The following is a 20,646-nucleotide window of genomic DNA, read 5'->3' as shown; positions in this document are numbered from 1 at the left end:
GGGATCGTGGCCGGGTCAGAGGGAACCAACGTCAGTACGAAGGTCATCACGCTGCCCAATCTGCTCAGCATGCTCCGACTGGCCCTGGTGCCGGTCTTCCTGGTCCTGCTGATCCAAGGTGAGGATGCCTGGGCTCTCCTCGTCCTGGCCGTCGCCAGCTTCACCGATTTCCTCGACGGTTTCCTGGCCAGGCGGTTCAGTCAGATCACCCGACTGGGACAACTGCTCGACCCCGCGGCCGACCGGTTGTACATCTTCGCCGCGCTGCTCGGGCTGGCCTCGCGCGACCTCGTGCCGTGGTGGATCGTGCTGGTCGTGGTGGGGCGGGACATCTTCCTGCTCGGGCTCGGCGTGATCCTGGCGAACTTCGGGTTCGGGCCCCTCCCGGTGCACCTGCTCGGCAAAGTGGCCACGTTCTGCCTCTTCTACGCCCTGCCCATGATCATGCTGGGCGAGGCCTTCCCGGCGGTGGCCTGGTGGTCGATGCCCGTGGGCTGGGCCTTCGGGCTGTGGGGAGCTTTTCTTTACTGGTGGGCGGGCATTATCTACGCAATCGAGACGGCCAGGGTGATTCGCCTTCCGCGGGTAAATCCGGCCCTCCGATCCGATACGCTGGAGGACTAGGAGGTGTACGGTGATTGATTCCAAAAAGACGAATGAACCCCAGCGCAAGGCTGCGCCGCAAAACTTTGCCAACACCGACACGACCATGACCTTCGGGCAGGAGTTCGCGGCGCAGTTGGCCGCGATCGACGGCGTAGTGACGGCCGAGGAGCAGGAAGCCATCGCGGCTCTGCCCTCAGGGTCCGCCCTGCTCGTGGTGCGTCGGGGTCCCAACGCCGGCGCGCGTTTCCTGCTGGACGCGGACGTGACGACGGTCGGTCGCCACCCCAACGCGGACATCTTCCTCGACGACGTCACCGTCTCGCGGCGGCATGCGGAATTCCTGCGGCACGGAACCGCCTTCGAGGTCAAGGACCTCGTCTCCCTCAACGGCACCTACTTCGACGGCGTGCGGATCGACTCCGCGCTGCTCCACGACGGAGCCGAAGTCCAGGTCGGCAAATTCCGCCTCACCTTCTACGCCTCCCGGCACGACCTCAAGCTCCTGGCGAGCGACTAGTGTCGGCGTCCTCCGCCCAGGCCAGAGCGCCGGGCGCGACGTCACTCTTGAGCATCGGACAGGTGCTGGCCCGGCTGACGCCGGAATTCCCGGACCTGACTCCGTCGAAGCTGCGGTTCCTCGAGGAACAGCGGCTGGTTTCGCCTGCCCGCACCGAATCCGGGTATCGCAAGTTCTGCGCGGGCGACCTGGATCGCCTCCGCCTGGTGCTCTCCATGCAACGGGACCACTACCTCCCGTTGAAGGTCATCCGCGCCTACCTCGACGATCTCGATGCCGGGCTGTCGCCGGTCCTCCCCGGCGGGGTGACGCCGGGCCCCTCGATGCTGACCACGGCGCGCCGGCTCAGCCGGGACGAGCTCGCTCGCGAGGCCGGGGCCTCCGCCTCCCTGCTCCACGACGCCGTGTCAGCGTCGATCATCCTGCCGGCCGACGTCTACGGCGACGATGCACTGAGTGTGCTCCGCGCCCTGGTGGAACTGCAACGCAGCGGCATCGAGCCTCGCCACCTCCGCAGTTTCCGCGGGGCGGCCGAACGCGAACTCGGCCTGATCGAGAGCGCCCTCGTTCCGCTGTCCCGTCGCAAGGACGCCTCCAGCCGCGCCAAGGCCGCCGAGATGGCGGTGGAAATCGCCGGACAGCTCGAGGTGATTCGCGGCAGCCTGATACGCTCCGCCCTGGGCCGACTGACCAAGTAAGTCCTACACTGGGCCTGACCCGACCTTTTCGGCCCGACACGCAAAGTGTTCGACCGGATGTCGTTGATCAGGGCCGCCCACCTCGGTAGCGTTGATCCAGCGATCATCTGCGTCGCAGTCCCACCCCGAGAGGCAAAACGTATGAGCGAGCTCCATCAGCGTGACGAGGGCTCTCGCTACAGCGAGGGTCTGCTCTTCACCGACGGGATGCCGGAGCTCGACGACAAATCGGGTTACCGCGGCGCTGTGGCGGCTCGGGCCGCCGGGATCAGTTACCGCCAACTGGACTACTGGGCCCGCACCGAACTGGTCCAGCCCACCGTGCGCGGCGCTGCCGGGTCCGGCACCCAACGTCTCTACGGATTCCGCGACATCCTGGTTCTGAAGCTGGTCAAACGACTGCTCGACACCGGAATCTCCCTCCAGCAGATTCGCACCGCCGTGAACCAGCTGCGCGAATCCGGCGTCAGCGACCTGGCCCAGACGACGCTCATGAGCGACGGGGCCAGCGTCTACCTGTGCACGTCCAACGACGAGGTCATCGACCTGGTCAGCCGCGGCCAGGGCGTCTTCGGCATCGCCGTCGGCAAGGTGCTCCGCGAGGTCGAGACGACCCTCGTCGAGCTGGACACCCAGGCGGTCGACCCCGCGGACGAACTCGCCGTCCGCCGTGGCAGCCGCAAGGTCTCTTGAGAACAGCCGAGACCAGCTGAGACCACCCGGCCGGCTCACGCCAGGCCGGTGCCCGCTCGGGCGCCGTCCTCAAGACAGGGCGCGCTCAGGTCAGCGCTGCTCCGCGTACTCGGCGATGCGGGCCGTGCGCAGAATCCGCTCCAGCAGCTGGTCGAAGTAGCGCGCCATCTCCTGGGCGCTGTCTCCGGGCCACGTGTGCAGCGGCTTCGCCGCGCCCTGAGCCTGCTGCAGGGAGGTGCGCTCGGGAAGCTGGGGGCTGAGCACGAGCGGACCGAACATGTCCCGCAGCTCCTTGATCCGGAACTGGTGTTCGAGGGAGGCGACTCGGGCCCGGTTGACGATGATGCCGAGCGGCTGGAGTCTGGGGCTGAGTCCGCGCCGGATCTCCTCGATCGCGCGCAGGGCGCGGTCGGCGGCGGCAACGGAAAAGAGGCCGGGTTCTGTCACTACGGCCACCCGGTCACTCGCTGCCCACGCCGTGCGCGTGAGCGCGTTCAGGGACGGGGCGCAGTCGATCAGCACCAGGTCGTAGTCCTTCTCGACCGTGGAGAGAGCCTCCTCGAGCTTCCAGATGTCCCGGATGCTGGGGTGCGGGCCGTCGAAGTTGATGGCGGACGGGCTGCCGATCATCACGTCGACGGTGCCGGGCCGGCCGCGGGTCCACCCGCTGGGAACGATGGCCGCGCGAACGACCTTTTCCTTGGGAGAGGCGAGCACATCGGCGATGTTGAGGTGGCCGGCGACCTCGATATCCATCCCCGTCGACACATCCGACTGTGGATCAATGTCCACAACCAGGGTTCGCACGCCGCGGGCGAAGGCAGCAGACGCCAGACCCAGGGTCACTGTGGTCTTGCCTACTCCTCCCTTGAGGGAGCTAACGCTTAGTACGTGCACAAGTAGATACGTTACCTTCACTAGTCTTGGAGAACCTAACCGTTGGCTGTGTGCGGCTCCGCGCTTGAGAGGTCCTGATGTTCACGAAAATCCTTGTTGCCAACCGCGGTGAAATCGCGATCAGGGCCTTCCGGGCCGCCTACGAGCTCGGCGCGAAAACGGTCGCGGTGTTCCCGTTCGAGGACCGCAACTCCCTGCACCGGCTGAAGGCCGACGAGGCGTACCAGATCGGCGAACCGGGTCACCCGGTGCGTGCCTACCTCACGGTGAGCGAGATCATCCGGGTGGCCAAGGAGAGCGGCGCCGACGCGATCTACCCCGGTTACGGCTTCCTGTCCGAGAACCCGGAGCTGGCCCTCGCCGCCCGGCAGGCCGGCATCACGTTCATCGGCCCGGGCGAGCATGTGCTCGAAATGGCCGGCAACAAGGTCACCGCCAAGGAGCACGCGATCGCCGCCGGGGTGCCCGTGCTCAAGTCCAGCGCGCCCTCCCGCGACGTCGACGAGCTGATCGCCGCGGCAGAGGAGATCGGCTTCCCGATCTTCGCGAAGGCCGTCGCGGGCGGCGGCGGGCGCGGCATGCGCCGGGTCGCCCAGATGAGCGAGCTGCGCGGGTCCCTCGAAGAGGCCATGCGCGAGGCGAACAGTGCCTTCGGCGACCCGACGATGTTCCTGGAGCAGGCGGTCCTCCGGCCCCGCCACATCGAGGTGCAGATCCTGGCCGACTCCACCGGCGAGACCGTGCACCTGTTCGAGCGGGACTGCTCCGTGCAGCGTCGCCACCAGAAAGTGATCGAGATCGCTCCCGCGCCGAACCTGTCCGACGAGATCCGCCAGCGGCTCTACGCCGACGCGGTCGCCTTCGCCCGGTCGATCGGCTACGTCAACGCCGGCACCGTCGAGTTCCTGCTCGACACGGTCGGCGAACGTGAGGGCCAGCACGTGTTCATCGAGATGAACCCGCGCATCCAGGTCGAGCACACCGTGACGGAAGAGGTGACGGATGTCGACCTCGTGCAGTCCCAGATCCGCATCGCGGCGGGCGAGAGCCTTCGCGACCTCGAACTGACCCAGGACAAGATCCAGCTTCGCGGGGCCGCGCTGCAGTGCCGCATCACGACGGAGGACCCGACCATGGGTTTCCGCCCGGACACCGGCAAGATCACCACGTACCGCTCGCCCGGCGGCGCCGGGATCCGGCTCGACGGCGGCACGATCAACCCCGGCGCCCACATCAGCCCCCACTTCGACTCGATGCTCGCCAAGCTCACCTGCCGTGGCCGTGACTTCCCGTCCGCGGTCACCCGCTCCAAGCGCGCCCTGGCCGAGTTCCGCATCCGCGGCGTGTCCACGAACGTCTCGTTCCTGCAGGCCGTCCTCGACGACCCCGACTTCGCGGCCGGCAACCTCAGCACCTCCTTCATCGACGAGCGGCCGGAGCTCCTGCGCGGTCGGGCATCCAAGGACCGCGGGACCAAGATCCTGAACTGGCTCGCCGACGTCACGGTGAACAAGCCCAACGGGGTGCCGATCACCCTGCTGAACCCGGCCGAGAAGCTGCCGAAGCTCGACCTGGCCGAGCCGGCACCTTCCGGCTCGCGCCAGCGACTCCAGCTGCTGGGCCCGGCCGGCTTTGCCGCCGCGTTGCGCGCCCAGACGGCCCTGGCCGTGACCGACACCACGTTCCGCGACGCTCACCAGTCGCTGCTGGCGACCCGGGTGCGCACCCGCGATCTCGTCGCCGTGGCGCCGTACGTGGCACGGATGACCCCGCAGCTACTTTCGGTCGAGGCCTGGGGCGGCGCCACCTACGACGTGGCCCTGCGTTTCCTCGGCGAAGACCCGTGGGAGCGGCTCGCGTCGTTGCGGGAGGCTCTGCCCAACATCAACCTGCAGATGCTGCTGCGCGGGCGGAACACGGTCGGATACACGCCGTACCCGACCGAGGTGACCGACGCTTTCGTGCGGGAGGCCGCCGCGACCGGTGTCGACATCTTCCGCATCTTCGACGCCCTCAACGACGTCTCCCAGATGCGCCCGGCCATCGATGCCGTGCTCGCGACCGGATCATCCGTCGCCGAGGTCGCGCTCTGTTACACCGGCGACCTGCTCGACCCGGCGGAGAAGCTGTACACCCTCGACTACTACCTGCGGCTCGCCGAGCAGATCGTCGAGTCGGGCGCGCACGTCCTCGCGATCAAGGACATGGCCGGCCTGCTCCGGCCCGCGGCCGCGGAGAAGCTCGTCACCGCTCTCCGGGACCGGTTCGACCTCCCGGTCCATGTGCACACCCACGACACCCCGGGCGGCCAGCTGGCCACCCTGCTGGCGGCGGCACGCGCCGGCGCCGACGCGGTCGACGTGGCCAGCGCCCCGATGGCCGGCACCACCAGCCAGCCCTCGGCATCCTCTCTCGTCGCCGCGCTGGCCCATACCGAACGCGACACTGGCATCTCGCTCAAGGCCGTCTGTGACCTCGAACCGTACTGGGAAGACGTGCGCCGGGTCTACCACCCCTTCGAATCGGGCCTGCGGGCGCCGACCGGGCGGGTGTACACCCACGAGATCCCGGGCGGGCAGCTGTCCAACCTGCGCACGCAAGCGGTCGCCCTCGGCCTCGCCGACGACTTCGAACTGATCGAGGACATGTACGCCGCGGCCAACGACATCCTCGGCCGCGTGCCCAAGGTGACGCCGTCGTCCAAGGTGGTCGGCGACCTCGCCCTCTACCTGGCCGCGGTGCGCGCCGACCCCGCCGACTTCGCGGAGAACCCCGGCAACTACGACGTGCCCGACTCGGTCATCGGCTTCATGGCGGGGGAGCTGGGTGACCTGCCCGGCGGCTGGCCGGAGCCCTTTCGCAGCAAGGTGCTCGCCGGACGCACCGTCCGCATCGGCGTGACCGAGCTGACCGCGGACGAGCGCGGCGCCCTGAACGGCGACAGCCTCACCCGCCGCGCCATGCTCAACCAGCTGCTGTTCCCCGCTCCGACCAGGCAGTTCGAGCAGATCCGCGAACTGTTCGGCGACCTCTCCGTACTGGACACCGTCGACTACCTCAACGGGCTGCAGCAGGGCGTCGAGCATGCCGTCGAAATCGACAAGGGCGTGCGACTCTACGTCGGCCTCGAGGCCATCGGCGAGCCGGATGAGAAGGGCATGCGCACGGTCATGACGACCCTGAACGGCCAGCTGCGCCCGGTGTTCGTGCGTGACCGCAGCATCACCGTCAGCAGCAAGGCGGCGGAGAAGGCGGATGCGAACCGGCCGGGCCAGATCGCCGCGCCGTTCTCCGGAGTGGTGACCCTCAAGGTCGAGGAAGGCGCCTTCGTCGAGGCCGGTGAGAGTGTCGCCTCGATCGAGGCCATGAAGATGGAGGCCGCGATCACCTCGCCCATCGCGGGCGTCGTCGAGCGCGTCGCGATCCCGAAAACGCAGCAGGTCGACGCGGGGGATCTGCTCGTGGTGGTGCTGCCGCGCTAAGATTGGGGCCGATCTCCGACGAAGGGGCTGATCTTTTGTCCGAAAAGCGCACAGGCGCCGAGGGTTCCGGTCGGGAACCCTCGGCCGTGCCGCTCACCCAGCCGGGTGACGAGTACCACAGCGAGCTGCCGCCGCACACGATCGTGAACCTCGCGGCCGCTCTGCCGGCCTCGGCGCCGGTTGCCGCCCGCAGGGGACCTGTCGGCCTGTCCCGTCCCGCCGACGCACCCAGCCACCCGACGACCCACACGATCGAAATCAGCACCCCGGCCGTGCCCCGTGCCGAGCGCTCCTCGGCGGCCGTCACGGGCGCCGTGCGGGCCCTGTCCGCACCCGCCGCCGAGACCGCGACCCAGCAAACCCGCCGTGACCGGCTCCGCCCCGAAACGAGCTCCTCGCCCGAATCCGCCGCGATGCTCACCTCCGACCGCCTGCTGGCGGTCAACCGGCGCACCAAGCCGCCGCCCCGCGGCGCCTGGAACACCTTCGTCTTCGCGGCGACCCTGCACCTGGTGAACCTGGGCGATTCCGCCCGGGTGCGGGCGCAGAAGGAACTCGACGACCGCATCCGCAAGGAGTTCGACGGCGGCACCCGCTTCGTCCCGATCCTGACCCGCAAGGGCGGCGTGGGCAAGACGACGGTCACCGCACTCCTCGGCATGGCCCTGGCGGATGCCCGTGAAGACCGGATCATCGCCGTCGACGCCAACCCGGACCGGGGCACGCTCTCCGAGCGCGTGACCAAGCAGACGCGTTCCACCGTGCGCGACGTGGTCACGAAGGCCGCATCCATCGGCGGCTTCACCGACTTCTCCGCCCTGGTGTCCCGGGACGCCACCCGGCTCGACATCCTCGCGTCCGACACCGACCCGCTCCTGTCGGAGGCCTTCGACGAGGACGACTACAACGTCGTCGCCGACCTGGCCGCCCGGTACTACTCGATCATGCTCACCGACTGCGGCACGGGAATCGTGCACTCCGTGATGCGGGCGACCCTGCAGCGTGCCGATTCGATCGTCATTGTGTCCGGCGGCAGCGTCGACGAGGCCCGGCTGGCCTCGGAAACCCTGACCTGGCTCGAGGCGAACGGCTACGGCGACCTGGTGCAGAACGCCATCGTCGCGCTCAATACGGCGACCCAGGGCACCAACCTGGTCAAGCTCGAGGAGATCGAGTCGCACTTCCGGTCCCGGGTGCGGGAGATCGTGCGGATCCCCTGGGACCCGCAGCTGGCCGCGGGAAGTGTCATCTCGTTCGACGATCTGAAGCCGATCACGCGGCTCGCCGCCCGCACCCTGGCCGCCATGGTCGTGGAAGGCCTTCCGGCCGACCGCGGCGTGTGATCGCCACGGGCTGCTCTTCCCTCGCCCCTTGCATCCCCTGTACCAACGACTTGGAGTTCCACTGTGCCTGAGCGCCAGATCCGTCTCTTCGGAGATCCCGTCCTGAAGACCGTCTCCGACCCGATCGTCACCATCGACTCCCGGGTGGAGAGCCTGGTCGAGGACCTGCTCGACAGCGTGCTCCTGCCCGGGCGGGCGGGGGTCGCGGCGTCACAGATCGGCGTCAACCTGCGGGCGTTCAGCTACAACATCGACGGCAAGATCGGGTACATCCTGAACCCGGTCCTGGTCGAGGTCTCCGGCGAGCCCGAACTCGTGGAGGAGGGCTGCCTCTCCGTGCCCGGCCTGTGGTACCCGACCCGGCGCTACCCGTTCGCCCGGGTGACCGGTGTGGACCTGGACGGGGACGCCGTCGAACTCTCCGGCACCGGCATCATGGCGCAGGCGCTGCAGCACGAAACCGACCACCTCGACGGCTTCCTCTACCTCGACCGCCTCGACAAGGAGAACCGCCGGGCGGCCATGAAGGAAGTCCGCGAGTCCACCTGGTTCTGATCGATGCCGGTCGGGTCCGGGCGGACCCGACCAGAACGTGTCCGGCTACCCGGCCTGGCTGTACACCTAGCCCTTGACCGGGGTCGTCCCGGTCACCGGGGCGCCGATATACATGGCCTCGATGGTGTCGGCGAAGTCCCGCAGGATGATGTCCCGCTTGATGCTGAGCTTCGGCGTGAGATAACCGTTGTCCTCGGTGAGCTCCGTCGAGAGCACCGTGAACTTACGGATCGACTCGGCCCGGGACACATGGTCGTTGGCGTGGTCGATCGCTCGCTGCACCTCGGCGAGAACCTTGGTGTTGACGGATGCCTCGGCGACCGACATGCCCGCATCCTCGCCGTTGTTGTTCAGCCAGACCGCAAGCATGTCCGGGTCGAGGGTGACGAGAGCGGCGATGAACGGCTTGCGATCGCCGACGACGACGACCTGGCCGATCAGCGGGTTCGAACGAATGGGGTCCTCGAGCGCGGCCGGGGCGACGTTCTTGCCACCCGCCGTGACGATGATCTCCTTCTTGCGCCCGGTGATGGTCAGGTAACCCTCACTGTCGAAGTCGCCGATGTCACCGGTGCGGAGCCATCCGTCGTTGAAGGTGGCCGCGGTCGCCTCCGGGTTCTTCCAATACTCCTTGAAGACGTTGACGCCCTTGACCTCGATCTCGCCGTCGTCCATGACCCGAACGGAGACGCCGGGCAGGGGCGGCCCCACGGTTCCGATCTTGAACTGGGCGGGGCGGCCCACGGTGGTTGGGGCGGTGGTCTCGGTCAGCCCGTAGCCTTCGAGGATCTTGATGCCCAGGCTGTGGTAGAAGTGGCCGAGGTGCATGCCGAGGGGGGCCGAACCGGACACGGCGTACTTCACGTTCCCGCCCATGGCGGCGCGCAGCTTGCTGTAGACGAGCCGGTCGAACAGGGTGAACCGGATCTTCATCATCAGGGGAACGGGCTTGCCCGCGTTGACCAGCATCGAGTGGTCGACGGCCGTTTGGGCCGCGGTCTCGAAGATCCTGCCGCGCCCGGCGGCGAGCGCCTTCTGTTCGGCGGAGTTGTAGACCTTCTCGAAGACCCGGGGCACCGCGAGCAGGAAGGTCGGTTTGAACGTGCCGAGGGATTCGAGCAGCTTCTTGGTGTCGGGCTGATGGCCCACGCGCACACCGGCGTGCACGCAGAGCACGGAGATGAACCGGGCGAAGACGTGCGCGGTGGTGATGAACAGGAGCGTCGACGCGCCATGCTCGTCGGTGAGCACCTCGTCCAGCGCGACGGCCGCGTTGCGGCTGGTCTCGACGAAGTTGGCGTGGGTGAGCACGCAACCCTTGGGCCGGCCGGTGGAACCGGACGTGTAGATCAGGGTGGCCATGTCGGCGCCCACCGCGAGGGAGCGGCGTCGCTCGATTTCCTCGTCCGGCACGTCGACCCCGGCAGCCCCGAGCTTGTCGAGGTCGCCGAGATTGATCTGCCAGACGCGCTGCACGCTGGGGAGCTCGGGGTGCACCTCATCGAGGCGGGAGAAGTGCTCCGGGGTTTCCACGATCACGGCGACGGCGTCGGAATCGCCCAGGATCCACTGGATCTGGGTGGGGGAGCTGGTCTCATAGACGGGGACGAGCACGGCGCCGGCGAACCAGGCGGCGAAGTCGATCAGCGTCCACTCGTAGCGGGTCTTGCACATCAGCCCGATCTTGTCGCCGGGCTGGATGCCGGCGGCGACGAGGCCCTTGGCCAGGGCGATGACCTGTCCGTAGAACTGGCTGGTGGTCACCGGGAGCCAGGCGCCGTTCTGCGGCAGGGAGAACAGCACGGACTCCGGGGTTGCCGCGAGGCGGTCGACGAGCAGGTCGGTGACGTTGGCTGCGGGATCCGCAGGAACGATTGCGGGCAGATCGAACTGTTTCACGGTAACTCCTCTGGTACCGGGCGGGCATTTCCGACCACTCTATCCGCGTGGGACGAATGAGGCTGGTGTTTCGCCGTGCGGTGTGTTGACTCAGTACACTCTAAAGGGCATGCTTCGGCACTGCCGCTCGCTCGGGGGCCTGATTCCCCTGTTCCCCCTACGAAAGAAGAATGCTGTGCACGCCATTGGGATTGACATCGGCGGCACAAAAATCGCCGCGGCTCTCGTTGACGAGTCCGGTTCGATCATCCGTTCGGACCGTCGTCCGACGACCGCGAGCGATCCGCGCGGCATCGAGGATGCCGTCGTCGAGATGATCACGGAACTCGCCGCCGGTGAAGAGGTCGTCGCCGCCGGCATCGCCGCGGCCGGCTTCATCGACGCTGCCCAGTCCACCGTGTATTACGGGCCCAACGTCAATTGGCGCCACGAGCCGCTTAGAGCCACGCTCGAGGCGCGGCTCGACATGCCGATCCTGATCGAGAACGATGCGAACGCCGCGGGCTGGGCGGAATTCGTCTTCGGCGCCGGTCGCGGCTACAGCGATATGGTGACGCTCACCATCGGCACCGGCGTCGGCGGCGCGATCATCTCCGGCCACCGGCTCTTCCGCGGCGGCTTCGGCTGCGCGGCGGAGCTCGGGCACCTGCGAGTGGTGCCGAATGGGCGACTGTGCGGCTGCGGCGCGCACGGCTGTATCGAACAGTACGGCTCGGGCCGGGCCCTGCTCCGCATCGCCACCGAGCTGGCTGACGCCGGCGGAATCGGTCTCGGGCTCGCCGCCGCGCGGGAGCGCAAGGGCAAGCTCACCGGCAAGGAGGTCGGCCGGCTGATCCAGGAGGGCGACAACGGCGCCCTCGCCGCCCTGCGTCAGCTCGGCGGGTCCCTCGGCCAGGCGTGCGCCAGTCTCGCGGCCGTGCTCGACCCGCAGTTGTTCGTCTTCGGCGGCGGAGTCGCCGCTGCCGGTGAACTGTTGCTGGAGCCGATCCGCGCCGCGTACCTCGAAAACCTGCCGGCCCGGGGCTATCACCCCGAGGCGGAATTCGCCATCGCCCAACTCGTCAACGACGCCGGTGTCGTGGGCGCGGCCGACCTCGCGCGGAAACACGTCTTCGCGCAGTAGGCTGTGCCGGTCACCGAGGGAGGCAACGATGTTCTACTGGTTCATGAAAAACATTGTCATCGGCCCTCTGCTGCTGGCGATCTTCCGGCCCTGGGTGGTCGGTCTCGAGAACATCCCCAAAGAGGGCGGTGTCATCCTCGCGAGCAATCACCTGTCGTTCATCGACTCGGTTTTCCTCCCGCTGGTCGTACCCCGGCGGGTTGTCTTCCTGGCGAAAAGCGAGTACTTCACCGGCAAGGGACTCAATGGCTGGGCCACGCGCCAGTTCTTCAAGGCGACCGGCCAACTGCCGATCGACCGGTCCGGCGGCAAGGCGTCAGAGGATTCCCTGAACACCGGGCTGCGCATCCTCTCCGGCGGCGGCGTGCTCGGCATCTACCCGGAGGGAACCCGCAGCCCCGATGCCCGGATGTATCGGGGCCGCACGGGCGTTGCCCGGATGCTGCTCGAAGCCGAGGTGCCCGTGGTGCCCGTCGCGATGATCGACACGGAGAAGGCCATGCCCACCGGCACGCGCATCCCCAAGGTGCGCCGGATCGGCATCGTGATCGGCAAGCCCCTGGACTTCACCCGGTTCGCCGGCATGGAGGGTGACCGCTTCGTGCTCCGCTCCGTGACCGACGAGTTGATGTACGAGCTGCAGGCGCTGAGCAAGCAGGAGTACGTGGACGTGTATGCGACCAGCGTGAAGGAAAAGCGCGCGAGCCTTTCGCGATAAGATCGCTCCATTGCCTTGTGGCCGATTCCGGCCACCAAAGCCATCGTTCGGTGCGGAGTTGTGCGCGCCGGCCCAGAGAAAACAGGAATAGCCGCGTGGTAGACCCAACCGAACCAGTCGTCGTCGCAGATCGATCTGTGGTTGCCGGCCTGGACTATTGGCGCACGCTTCCGATCAAGCAGCAGCCGACCTGGCCGGATGCGGACGCGGTCGCCGCCGCGTCCGCCGAGCTGTCCGCGCAGCCGCCGCTGGTGTTCGCCGGTGAGGTCGACATCCTGCGGGATCGCCTCGCGGAGGCCGCCAGCGGCCACGCGTTCCTGCTCCAGGGCGGGGACTGTGCCGAGACCTTCAGCGGCGCGACCGCCGAGCAGATCCGCAACCGCGTCAAGACCGTGCTGCAGATGGCCGTCGTCCTGACGTACGGCGCCTCGATGCCCGTGATCAAGATGGGGCGGATGGCCGGCCAGTTCGCCAAGCCCCGCTCCAGTGACTTCGAAACCCGCGGCGGCGTCACCCTGCCCGCCTACCGCGGCGACATCGTCAACGGCTACGATTTCACCCCCGAATCGCGCGAGGCCGACCCGGCCCGCCTGGTCAAGGGCTACCACACCGCGGCATCCACCCTCAATCTGATCCGCGCCTTCACCCAGGGCGGTTTCGCAGACCTGCGCCAGGTGCACAGCTGGAACCAGGGCTTCGCCGCGAACCCGGCGAACCAGCGCTACGAGAAGGTGGCCAAGGAGATCGACCGTGCGATCAAGTTCATGATCGCCTGCGGGGCCGACTTCGAGGCGATGCGCCGCACCGAGTTCTACACCAGCCACGAGGGCCTGCTGATGGACTACGAGCGCCCGATGACCCGGATCGACTCCCGCACGGGCACGCCGTACAACACCTCGGCCCACTTCATCTGGATCGGCGAACGCACCCGCGACCTCGACGGCGCCCACGTGGACTTCCTCTCCCGGGTGCGGAACCCGATCGGGGTCAAGCTCGGCCCGACCACCTCCGCCGACGACATGCTGCGCCTGGTCGACAAGCTCGACCCCAACCGCGAGCCCGGCCGCCTCACTTTCATCACCCGGATGGGCGCCGGCAAGGTCAGGGATGCCCTTCCGCCCCTGCTCGAGGCGATCAAGGCGAGCGAGGCCAAGCCGCTGTGGGTCGCCGACCCGATGCACGGCAACGGCGTCACGACCCCCACCGGCTACAAGACCCGTCGCTTCGACGACGTCGTCGACGAGGTGCGCGGCTTCTTCGAGGCGCATCGCAGCGTCGGGACGCACCCGGGCGGCGTGCACGTGGAACTCACCGGCGACGACGTCACCGAGTGCCTCGGCGGTTCGGAGCACATCGACGAGGCCGCGCTGGCCACCCGGTATGAGTCGCTCTGCGACCCGCGCCTGAACCACATGCAGTCTCTGGAACTGGCCTTCCTGGTCGCCGAGGAACTCGCCGCCCGCTAGTCCCACCCCAACGCCGCGGCGCCACAGTGCCCGTTCCGGTCGAGAGTACCCGTTCAGCCGGGCACTCTCGACCGGAACGGGTGCTCTCGTTTGCCTGCGAACCGACCGGCTATGGCCGGTCCCGGACCCGCATCCACCGGTCCTGAGGCCGGAGTCGGCGAACGAATTCGACGGATATATCGCTCTAAAAAGGCACTTTTGGCCGGTTTCGGGCCGATTCGGGCAGAATCTCCGTCGAATTGGTTCAGGGCGGGCGGAGCAAGCGGCCGAGAACCGCGCCGGCTCGGCGGTGCGAGCGGTGCGAGCGGTGCGAGCGGTGCGAGCGGGCGGTGCGGGCGGTGCGAGCGGTGCGAGCGGGCGGACGGACCGTGAGGGCGAGCGGGCGGGTGACGAGGGGGAGAAGCCAGCAGGCTAGGCCAGGGAGCCAGCCAGGCTGATCGTTGATCCCTTGGGGGCCAGTGTGCCGGCCGCGGGGTCCGTCGACTGCACGACGATCGCGAAGCCGGGAGTGTCCCAGAGCGCGTTGTACTTGAGCTTGAAGCCCAGGTCGGTGAGGATCTTCTTGCCCTCGCCCCACGACTTGCCGACGACGTTGGGGACCTCGACCGGGGCCGGCCCCTTCGACGTGGTCAGCGTGAACGTGTCGCCCGCGCGCACCGGGCCGTCCTTGGTGGGGCGGGCGCTGATGACGTCACCGTCGGCGACCGAGTCGCTGAATTCCTCCCCGCCGGCGGTGACGAGCAGTCCCTTGTCGCCGAGGGCTGCCGTCGCGTCGTCGACCGACTTGCCCGACACGTCGGGTACGGCGCCGAGTGAGAGCACGAGGTTGACGTTCATACCCTCGAAGTAGCCTCCGCCCGGGGAGACGTCGCCGCCATCGCTTTCGCGGCTCGCGGAGATGACGAGGCCCGCATCGACGTCGGCGTCGAAAACGGAATCCGTGCTGCCGATCGCGGCCTTGAGGTCGGTGACGGCGGCGGTCGCGGCCTCCTGCGTGAGTCCGGCCAGCGCCGGAAGCGTGATGGGCTGCGGACCCTGGGAAACGCGGAGGGTCACCGTGCTGCCCTTGGCGATCCGGGTGCCCGGCTCCGGGTCGGTGCTGGAAACGAGGCCGGCGGCGATCGTGCCGCTGTATTCCACGTCGCGCGCGGCTTCCAGGCCGAGTTCGGCCAGTTGGGAGGTCGCATCCTCCGGGCTGGCCGAGGTGAGGCTCGGCACCGGAACCTGTGACCCGGGGCCGCTGCCGAAGTACCAGCCGCCGCCGCCGGCGAGGGCGGCGAGCAGCAGGACCAGCGTGAACAGCCAGTAACCCTTGCGCTTGCGCTTGCGGGCCTTGTCGGTCAGGACGACGGTGTTCGCCGGGCCGGAATCACCGGCCGAGGGGAATGCGGAGGCGTTATGGGGAGCCCCGGCCGCCGCGAGCACCGTGGTAGCGGCGAGCGGCGCCGCCCCGAGGATCTGAGTGTCGGCGTCGGCCACTCCGGCGGCCATGCCGGCCCCGCGGGGCATCACCATGGTCTCCGCCTGCCCGGACCCGGTCGCCGCGGGGCGCACCAGTTTGTCCAGGTCGAGCAGCTGGTCGAGCATGACCCGGGCATCACGGGGGCGCTGCTCCGGGTCGCGGGCGGTGGCCCAGAGCACCAGCTCGTCGAGCTCGTGTGGAATCGTCGGAATCCGCGTGCTCGGCATGGGGACCGTGTCATTGGCGTGCTGGTACGCGATCTGCATGGGCGCCTCGCCCACGTACGGCTGCTCTCCGGTGAGCATCTCGTAGGTCATGATGCCGAGGGCGTAGATGTCGCTGCGGGCGTCCGCGATTCCCCGGGTGACCAGCTCGGGGGAGAGGTAGGCGATGGTGCCGAGCAGGGCCTGGCCGGTGGCGGTGTTGTTGTTGACGGCGCGGGCCAGGCCGAAGTCGCCGATCTTGATTCGGCCGTCGTCGGCCAGTAGCACGTTCTCCGGCTTGAGGTCGCGGTGCACGATCCCGGCCTTGTGCGCGGCTGCGAGCCCGCTCAGTACTGCCTCGAGGATGTCCATGGTCTGCTCGCTGGTGAGCCGTCCGTAGTCTTTGAGCAGGTCACGCAGGGTGATGCCCGGTAGGTACTCCATCACCAGGTAGGCCATGTCGGCGTCCTGGCCCTGGTCGTACACGTTCACCACGTTCGGGTGCGCGAGCCGTGCGGCGGAACGGGCTTCCTGCACGAAGCGGGCCTTGAACGTATTGTCGTCAGCCAGATGTCCGTGCATGATCTTGAGCGCTACACGGCGTTCCAGTCTCAGGTCGGTGGCGACGTAGACGGTGGCCATGCCGCCGCGGGCGATCCGGGAGCGCACCTGATAGCGGCCGTCTATCAGACGGCCGATCATCGGATCGGCAGAGGTATCGCTCACTAGTCGAGTCTAGGGATCGTCCGGGGCCTCGGGCTGCCAGGACACCCGGTAGTCAGGGTTTTGGGGGGATGTTCCGGGTCAGCCGAGCTCGGCCAGCCAGGCCCGTGCGGATGTCTCCCACTTGGCGTAGTGGTCGGGGTAGGCCGAGATCTGCACGGCCTGGGCCGCCTGGGTCACGGTCATCGATTCCCAGCCGGCGATGTCGAGCAGACCGCGGGTGACGCCCGCGTTCGGGTTTCCGTCCCCGCCGAAGAAGGCGAGGCTGGCCCGAACGGGGTCCAGTACCTGCTCGGTCGTGCCCCAGCCCGAACTCGGGCGCTGTTGGAACAGCCCGAGAGAGTCCCGGTCGCCGTAGGCCACGTTCCGGAGGCCCGATTCCTGGGCGGCGGCAGCCAGGGCCACGACGAGGCCCGAGTCGCTGACTCCCGCCTGGCGACCGACGAGGATGATCGTCTCCGCGTTGCGGCGCATGTCATCGGTGAGCGGCGTCACCACGCCGAAGATCGCCGTCGGCTCCGGCAGGGTCGGGGCCGACGGCGCCACGGCTTCGAGCGGGAGCGCCGACGCCGACGCCGACACCGACGGGGACGACGAGAAGGGGACGGCCAGGACCTGGCCGGGATAAATGATGCTGGACCAGCCCAGGCCGTTGGCGTCGAGGACCGCCTGCACCGACACGCCCGCCGCGGCAGCGATGGCCCCGATGGTGTCGCCGGCCGCGATGGTGTGCGAGCCCGGAGCCGTGGCGGCGGTGGCCGAAGGCGGGGGAGCGGCCACGGTGGCGGGCGCTGCCTCGCCGGGTCCGGGCAGCACGATCGCCTGGCCGGGGAAGATGGTGCTGTTGCCGTCGAGGCCGTTGGCGCTGAGGACGGCGCCGGTGGAGAGACCGTGCGCGGCGGCGACGCTGCTGATGGTGTCCCCGTCCCGGATCGAGTACTTCGCGATGTCGGCCGGGGCCGGTGCGGAAGCTGCCGGCTTCGCCTGGCCGAGGATCAGCGTCTGACCGGGGAAGATGCTGGCGGACCAGCCCAGGCCGTTGAGGGCGAGCACGGATGCCGTGGACAGCCCGAACCGACCGGCGACGCCGCTCACGGTGTCACCTTCGACCACCTGGTACTGGCCGGGGGCGGCCACGCCGGAGGTGCCGGGGGCCTGCCGCGCGAGGTCGGCGGGCGGCGAGGGCAGGTTGCTCCTGCTCTTGACGGGCTTCTTCGCCAGGGTCGCCGCGTCCGCGGGCGACGCCAGGTTCAGGCTGATCGCGATGGTGCTGATCAGAACGAGGGGAACGGTAGCCAGGATGCCCAGTCCCCGGCGGGTGCCGGACGATGCCTGGCGGTGCCGGCCTTCGGCGGGCGACGGCGTCGCGTTGGTGCTGATCCTGCTGGCTTTTGCCGACATGGGACTCCTCGTCCTGATTGCGTGCCCAGTCACGCTGACACAGATGACTATTAGAGTCAAACAGTGTGGCCCCTGTTATGGGCGTCAACACGCGCAAAAAACCGGCGCGGGGTTTGTCGAGTCCTGGGAATCATGGGAGGCTGGAACCGTGACCGAATCGTTTTCAGATCAACTGTGGCTGTCCATTCCCGACCTCGTACGGGAGCTCGGCGTCAGCCAGAGCCGCGTACGCCAGCTGATCGATGACAGGCAACTGCTCGCGGTCCGGCGGGACGGCGGCCCGCTCCAGGTTCCGGCCGCGTTCATCAAGGACGGCGCGCCGCTGCCCGAGCTGCGCGGAACGCTGATCGTGCTCGCGGACGACGGCTTCACCGACGAGCAGGCCATGGACTGGCTCCTCGAGGTCGACGCCAGCCTCGGAGTTCCCCCGATCCAGGCGCTGCTGGCCGGCCGCAAGGCCGAGGTGCGACGCGTCGCCCAGGCCCTCGCCTGACCCCTTTGTTTCTCTGACCCGGCCGGGTCAGAAGGCGCGCCGGGTCACCGTTTCCGCCAGCTCGACCAGGCGGCCGGTGACCTCGGCGCTGATCGGTGATCCCTCGAGGGCGGCGAGGGCCTCGGCGACGTGGGAGGCGATCAGATCCTCGATCGCTTCGACGGCGCCGCTGTCCGTGATGGCGGCCTGCAGCAGCGCGATCTGGGCGGGCTCCAGCAGGGAATCCCCGAGGAGCGCGTCCAGGTGCCGCCGGCCTGCGTCGCGCATGGCCTCGCGGGCCAGTGCGATCAGGACCGTGCGCTTTCCCTCGCGCAGGTCGTCGCCGCTCGGCTTGCCGGTCACGGATGCGTCCCCGAAGACCCCGAGGAGGTCGTCGCGCAGCTGGAACGCGATGCCCAGCGGCAGCCCGAAAGCCCGCAGGGCGTCCAGGTGATCCCGTCCGGCGCCGGCCAGGGCCGCGCCGATGACGAGGGGTGCCTGCACGCTGTACTTGGCGGACTTGAAGACGATGACCCGCAACGCCCGATCGAACAGCTCGGCTTCGGGCTGGGTCAGCCAGGCTCGCTCTTCGAGAATGTCGAGGTACTGGCCGGCGGTGACCTCGGTGCGCATCCGGTTGAATTCGTCCCGCGCGTTCCGGGCGGCCGACGAATCCGGCGCGAGCTCCAGACCCTCGTCGAGCAGCTCGTCGCTCCAGCCCAGGAGGAGGTCGCCCAGCAGGATGGCAGCGGCCCGGCCGAACTCGAACCGGCTGCCCGCCCAGCCGTTGTCGCTGTGCATCCCCTCGAAGAGTTTGTGGGCCGAGGCGGCTCCTCGACGGGTGTCCGAATTGTCGATGATGTCATCGTGCACCAGTGCGGCGGCGTGGAAGATCTCCAGGGCCGCGGCGGCGGAAATGACCGCTCCGAGCCGGCCCTCGTCCGGCACGGATGCGCCGGTCCCGGGGCCCCCCGCGCCGGTGCCGACACTCTGCCAGCCCCAGTAGCAGAACAGGGCCCGGAAGCGCTTGCCACCGCTGAGAAACTGCCGTGAGAAGTCCACCAGGGGCGTCAGATCCGGGCTGATGCTGGTCACAATTGGTTGACGGGTTTTGAGGAAATCGTCGATGCGAGAATGAACCAGATCGATCAGTTGATTGCTTTCAGCCACCTGCCTAGCCTAGCCATCCCGGCGGGGTTAGAATCGGGGAGTAAACCGCTCGATCCCAAATAGGAGGAATGAGATGCCGCTTTCTGAACAAGAGCAGCGACTCCTCGAAGAGATGGAGCGCGGCCTATACCACAACGACGCCGACTTCGTGGCGAACGTCGGAGGCTCATCCCTCCGGCCCAACTACCGCTCGATCGCTATCGGAGTTCTGGCTGCCGTCGCCGGAATCGGTGGCTTGATCGCCGGTGTGGCCCTGCAGCAGTTGTGGATCGGCATCTTGGGCTTCGTGGTCATGTTCGCCGGCGTCCTGATCGCGACCACCCCGGGCAAGTCGGGCCGCCGCATGACCGGTCCTCCCCGTCGCCAGCCGACGCAGCGCACCGCCGACCGCGGATTCATGGACCGCATGAACGACCGCTGGGACCGCCGCCAGGACGGCCAGCAGTAACACCAACCGCAGCAACGCCAACCGCAGCAACACAAACCGCAGAGAACAATCGGGCCGATCATCTGATCGGCCCTTTTTTTGTGCCCGAAAACGGCCCGGGGATGGCGGGACCGGTGCCCAATGACAATTTTCCCTCCACCGGACCAGCCCAGTGTTTGTGCGAGTCAGTGGGGAAAATATCTCGAGTTTTCTCGGTTATTTCCGACTTTGTGGATGAAAGTGGAGTAAAGTGGAGCAAGACCTGGAACTTGGCCGGAAGAGAAGGGGTGATGAATGTTTCTCGGGACCTACGCACCCAAGCTCGACGAAAAGGGGCGCATCATCCTCCCCGCGAAGTTCCGCGACGAGTTGGCCACCGGGATCGTCATGACCCGTGGGCAGGAGAACTGCCTCTACGTCTTCACGACGCGCGAGTTCGAGGCGTTCCACGAGAAGCTCAGCCAGGCACCGCTCACGAGCAAGCCCGCCCGTGACTACGCCCGTGTGATGCTGTCGGGTGCGAGCGCCGAGATGCCGGACAAGCAGAACCGGGTGACCATCCCGGCCCACCTGCGCAGCTTCGCCGGACTCGACCGCGAGCTCACGGTCATCGGTGCGGGCACCCGGGTCGAAATCTGGGACAGCGCGGCGTGGGAGACCTACCTCGCCGAACAAGAAGCCTCATTCGCAAACATCACGGAGGAGGTGATTCCGGGACTCATCTAGCTCCTGGCGCCTGACTCCCAGCCGTTCTGCCTGACACACTTCCCCGGTGGCAGGAACGAATGGAT

Annotated in this window: 18 protein-coding genes; 13 read left to right on the top strand and 5 right to left on the bottom strand. The window is 68.1% G+C overall.

All coding sequences use genetic code 11. The annotated features are described in order from the left end of the window. Nucleotides 1-6 precede the first annotated feature (6 nt). The 4 genes from E3T37_RS13030 (at nt 7) to E3T37_RS13015 (ending at nt 2,514) form a co-directional block, all read left to right on the top strand. Complete coding sequence (locus E3T37_RS13030; RefSeq protein ID WP_255572881.1) at nt 7-624, top strand: CDP-alcohol phosphatidyltransferase family protein; 618 nt, start codon at nt 7-9, stop codon at nt 622-624. 85 nt (nt 625-709) lie between these two features. After that, nucleotides 710-1,123, top strand: a complete 414-nt coding sequence (locus tag E3T37_RS13025; protein ID WP_134367520.1) for an FHA domain-containing protein — start codon at nt 710-712, stop codon at nt 1,121-1,123. Beyond that, nucleotides 1,123-1,821 (top strand): MerR family transcriptional regulator, encoded by a 699-nt coding sequence (locus tag E3T37_RS13020; protein ID WP_134367449.1) that lies wholly within the window; start codon nt 1,123-1,125, stop codon nt 1,819-1,821. The genes E3T37_RS13025 and E3T37_RS13020 overlap by 1 nt, the downstream gene beginning before the upstream one ends. A gap of 141 nt (nt 1,822-1,962) precedes the next feature. Continuing rightward, nucleotides 1,963-2,514 carry a MerR family transcriptional regulator gene (locus E3T37_RS13015; protein ID WP_134367447.1) on the top strand — a complete coding sequence of 184 codons (552 nt, stop codon included), beginning with the start codon at nt 1,963-1,965 and terminating at the stop codon, nt 2,512-2,514. Between the two features lie 90 nt (nt 2,515-2,604). On the opposite strand, the gene E3T37_RS13010 is transcribed toward E3T37_RS13015, so the two are convergent. Continuing rightward, nucleotides 2,605-3,411 carry a ParA family protein gene (locus E3T37_RS13010; protein ID WP_134367518.1) on the bottom strand — a complete coding sequence of 269 codons (807 nt, stop codon included), beginning with the start codon at nt 3,409-3,411 and terminating at the stop codon, nt 2,605-2,607. Between the two features lie 77 nt (nt 3,412-3,488). Between E3T37_RS13010 and E3T37_RS13005 the strand changes: the two genes are divergently transcribed. From E3T37_RS13005 to def, 3 genes are all read left to right on the top strand, one after another. Next, nucleotides 3,489-6,893 carry a pyruvate carboxylase gene (locus E3T37_RS13005; protein WP_134367446.1) on the top strand — a complete coding sequence of 1,135 codons (3,405 nt, stop codon included), beginning with the start codon at nt 3,489-3,491 and terminating at the stop codon, nt 6,891-6,893. Between the two features lie 86 nt (nt 6,894-6,979). Next, nucleotides 6,980-8,236 carry a MinD/ParA family protein gene (locus E3T37_RS13000; RefSeq protein WP_241978654.1) on the top strand — a complete coding sequence of 419 codons (1,257 nt, stop codon included), beginning with the start codon at nt 6,980-6,982 and terminating at the stop codon, nt 8,234-8,236. A gap of 63 nt (nt 8,237-8,299) precedes the next feature. Next, complete coding sequence (def, locus tag E3T37_RS12995) at nt 8,300-8,791, top strand: peptide deformylase (RefSeq protein WP_134367444.1); 492 nt, start codon at nt 8,300-8,302, stop codon at nt 8,789-8,791. A gap of 66 nt (nt 8,792-8,857) precedes the next feature. Here def and E3T37_RS12990 read toward each other — a convergent pair whose 3' ends face one another. Then, nucleotides 8,858-10,690 (bottom strand): long-chain fatty acid--CoA ligase, encoded by a 1,833-nt coding sequence (locus E3T37_RS12990; RefSeq protein WP_134367442.1) that lies wholly within the window; start codon nt 10,688-10,690, stop codon nt 8,858-8,860. A gap of 175 nt (nt 10,691-10,865) precedes the next feature. Here E3T37_RS12990 and E3T37_RS12985 point away from each other — a divergent pair, with 175 nt between their 5' ends. The 3 genes from E3T37_RS12985 (at nt 10,866) to E3T37_RS12975 (ending at nt 13,997) form a co-directional block, all read left to right on the top strand. Continuing rightward, nucleotides 10,866-11,813, top strand: coding sequence for an ROK family glucokinase (locus E3T37_RS12985; RefSeq protein WP_134367440.1), 948 nt, complete (start codon nt 10,866-10,868; stop codon nt 11,811-11,813). Nucleotides 11,814-11,841: 28 nt separating this feature from the next. Beyond that, nucleotides 11,842-12,531 (top strand): 1-acyl-sn-glycerol-3-phosphate acyltransferase, encoded by a 690-nt coding sequence (locus tag E3T37_RS12980; protein ID WP_134367438.1) that lies wholly within the window; start codon nt 11,842-11,844, stop codon nt 12,529-12,531. A 95-nt stretch (nt 12,532-12,626) separates the two neighbouring features. Next, nucleotides 12,627-13,997, top strand: a complete 1,371-nt coding sequence (locus E3T37_RS12975; protein WP_370261575.1) for a class II 3-deoxy-7-phosphoheptulonate synthase — start codon at nt 12,627-12,629, stop codon at nt 13,995-13,997. Nucleotides 13,998-14,408: 411 nt separating this feature from the next. Here E3T37_RS12975 and pknB read toward each other — a convergent pair whose 3' ends face one another. Both pknB and E3T37_RS12965 read right to left on the bottom strand, forming a co-directional pair. Beyond that, nucleotides 14,409-16,388 carry a Stk1 family PASTA domain-containing Ser/Thr kinase gene (gene pknB / locus E3T37_RS12970; protein ID WP_134367436.1) on the bottom strand — a complete coding sequence of 660 codons (1,980 nt, stop codon included), beginning with the start codon at nt 16,386-16,388 and terminating at the stop codon, nt 14,409-14,411. A 78-nt stretch (nt 16,389-16,466) separates the two neighbouring features. After that, nucleotides 16,467-17,786: a LysM peptidoglycan-binding domain-containing protein gene (locus tag E3T37_RS12965; protein ID WP_134367434.1), complete on the bottom strand. Its 1,320-nt coding sequence runs from the start codon at nt 17,784-17,786 to the stop codon at nt 16,467-16,469. A gap of 148 nt (nt 17,787-17,934) precedes the next feature. On the opposite strand from E3T37_RS12965, the gene E3T37_RS12960 reads away from it, so the two are divergent. Further along, on the top strand, nt 17,935-18,279 hold the full coding sequence (locus tag E3T37_RS12960; RefSeq protein WP_134367432.1) for an Rv2175c family DNA-binding protein: 345 nt from the start codon (nt 17,935-17,937) through the stop codon (nt 18,277-18,279). A 27-nt stretch (nt 18,280-18,306) separates the two neighbouring features. On the opposite strand, the gene E3T37_RS12955 is transcribed toward E3T37_RS12960, so the two are convergent. Further along, nucleotides 18,307-19,428 carry a polyprenyl synthetase family protein gene (locus tag E3T37_RS12955; protein WP_134367430.1) on the bottom strand — a complete coding sequence of 374 codons (1,122 nt, stop codon included), beginning with the start codon at nt 19,426-19,428 and terminating at the stop codon, nt 18,307-18,309. A 73-nt stretch (nt 19,429-19,501) separates the two neighbouring features. Between E3T37_RS12955 and E3T37_RS12950 the strand changes: the two genes are divergently transcribed. Together E3T37_RS12950 and mraZ are read left to right on the top strand one after the other, a co-directional pair. Next, complete coding sequence (locus E3T37_RS12950) at nt 19,502-19,876, top strand: DUF3040 domain-containing protein (protein WP_134367428.1); 375 nt, start codon at nt 19,502-19,504, stop codon at nt 19,874-19,876. Between the two features lie 273 nt (nt 19,877-20,149). Then, nucleotides 20,150-20,581 carry a division/cell wall cluster transcriptional repressor MraZ gene (mraZ, locus tag E3T37_RS12945; RefSeq protein WP_134367427.1) on the top strand — a complete coding sequence of 144 codons (432 nt, stop codon included), beginning with the start codon at nt 20,150-20,152 and terminating at the stop codon, nt 20,579-20,581. Nucleotides 20,582-20,646 lie beyond the last annotated feature (65 nt).

The organism is Cryobacterium sp. TMT2-10, assembly GCF_004403075.1.
Lineage (GTDB): Bacteria > Actinomycetota > Actinomycetes > Actinomycetales > Microbacteriaceae > Cryobacterium > Cryobacterium shii.
The sequence above is the reverse complement of the archived record's forward strand: the minus strand, read 5'-3'. Positions and strand labels throughout refer to the sequence as shown.

Bases quoted from the DNA above. Each gene is read 5' to 3' on its own strand.
- E3T37_RS13015 (WP_134367447.1), top strand. From the start codon at position 1,963: ATGAGCGAGCTCCATCAGCGTGACGAGGGCTCTCGCTACAGCGAGGGT.
- E3T37_RS13005 (WP_134367446.1), top strand. From the start codon at position 3,489: ATGTTCACGAAAATCCTTGTTGCCAACCGCGGTGAAATCGCGATCAGG.
- mraZ (WP_134367427.1), top strand. From the start codon at position 20,150: ATGTTTCTCGGGACCTACGCACCCAAGCTCGACGAAAAGGGGCGCATC.
- E3T37_RS12950 (WP_134367428.1), top strand. From the start codon at position 19,502: ATGCCGCTTTCTGAACAAGAGCAGCGACTCCTCGAAGAGATGGAGCGC.
- E3T37_RS12980 (WP_134367438.1), top strand. From the start codon at position 11,842: ATGTTCTACTGGTTCATGAAAAACATTGTCATCGGCCCTCTGCTGCTG.
- E3T37_RS12965 (WP_134367434.1), bottom strand. From the start codon at position 17,786: ATGTCGGCAAAAGCCAGCAGGATCAGCACCAACGCGACGCCGTCGCCC.
- E3T37_RS13025 (WP_134367520.1), top strand. From the start codon at position 710: ATGACCTTCGGGCAGGAGTTCGCGGCGCAGTTGGCCGCGATCGACGGC.